Below are 1,227 nucleotides of genomic sequence, written 5' to 3'. Positions count from 1 at the left end.
GACGAAAGACCGACATCGCCGACAGCAGATGGCTGGCCAGCCTTTTGAAGCATGGATTGCTGCGCGGCAGCTTCATCCCTTCAAAGGATATTCGGCAGTGGCGTGAGTTGACCCGCCAACGCCGTAAGGTGACGGAGTCGCTGAGCGATTACAAGAAGCGGGTACACAAGCTTTTTGAGACAGCCAACATCAAGATTGCCTCGGTGGTCTCCGACCTGTTTGGCAAGACAGGCCGGCGATTGATCGAGCAGTTATGCGATGAGACGTCGGGGAGCTTTTCCGAGCAGATGGTTGCCGACATTGCCTGTGGCCGGTTGCAGGCGAAGGCAGCAGAGCTGTCCCGTAGCCTCCAGGGATTTTTTGAAGAGCATCATCGCTTTCAGCTGTGCTCATTGATGCGTATCATCACGATCCTGGAGAGTGAGATCGGTATCCTTTCCGATCGTCTGCGCCTGCTTATGGAGGAACACGATGCCTTGCTTGAACGTCTGGAGGCGATTCCCGGAGTTGGTTCACGGAGTGCCCAGATTATCATCAGTGAAGTCGGCTATCGCTTGGACAGCTTCGCCAATGCCGCTGCATTTGCCAGTTGGGCCGGATTGTGTCCGGGGAACAATGAGAGCGCCGGCAAGCGAAAAAGTGGACGGACGAAAGTACAGAAGCATCCGTTCAAAACGATCATGGTTGAAGTTGCCTGGGCAGCCGTGAAGACCAAGGGGAGTTACTTCAAGGACAAATATCATCGCTTGAAATCACGACGTGGCGCCAAGAAGGCGATCATGGCCATCGCGCATCGATTGGCCAAGACGCTGTTCCATATCATCAAGCATGGGGAGCGGTATCGGGAGCTTGGAGAGGATTATCTCAAGAGCCGGAAACGCTCGGGCCTGAGCACACTCAAGCAACAGGCAAAAGCTTTGGGATTTCAGTTGGTACCGGTAGAGGCGTAGCTGATTTTTGCCCAAACATTTCGGCAGTCATTGCAATTGTCACGAGGTCGCGCATTGAACTGAAGCGATAGAGCGCGGGATCTAACATGACCGGCTGGACACCGGCACAACGAATTGTCAGCTCGCAAGAGACTACGGATATAAAACTGAGAACACCCCCATCGTCCAGCCAAGACAATTGCAGAGACGAAGCCCAAATGCTTAGGGAGCAAAGCCCCACTGTGGCAAACGATTATTCAAACAGAAAGTTCCGTGGTAGAGAGAAGTTTCATATAAA

General features: G+C 53.1%; 1 protein-coding gene. It reads left to right on the top strand.

From position 1 onward, the window contains the following. Nucleotides 1-950 (top strand): IS110 family RNA-guided transposase (locus JWG43_RS17485; RefSeq protein WP_205244237.1); only part of this gene is annotated, 950 nt, incomplete at its 5' end. Between the last annotated feature and the right edge of the window lie 277 nt (nucleotides 951-1,227).

The organism is Desulfobulbus alkaliphilus, from assembly GCF_016918545.1.
Taxonomy (GTDB): Bacteria; Desulfobacterota; Desulfobulbia; order Desulfobulbales; family Desulfobulbaceae; genus Desulfobulbus; species Desulfobulbus alkaliphilus.
This window is presented reverse-complemented; position numbering and strand designations above follow the sequence as displayed.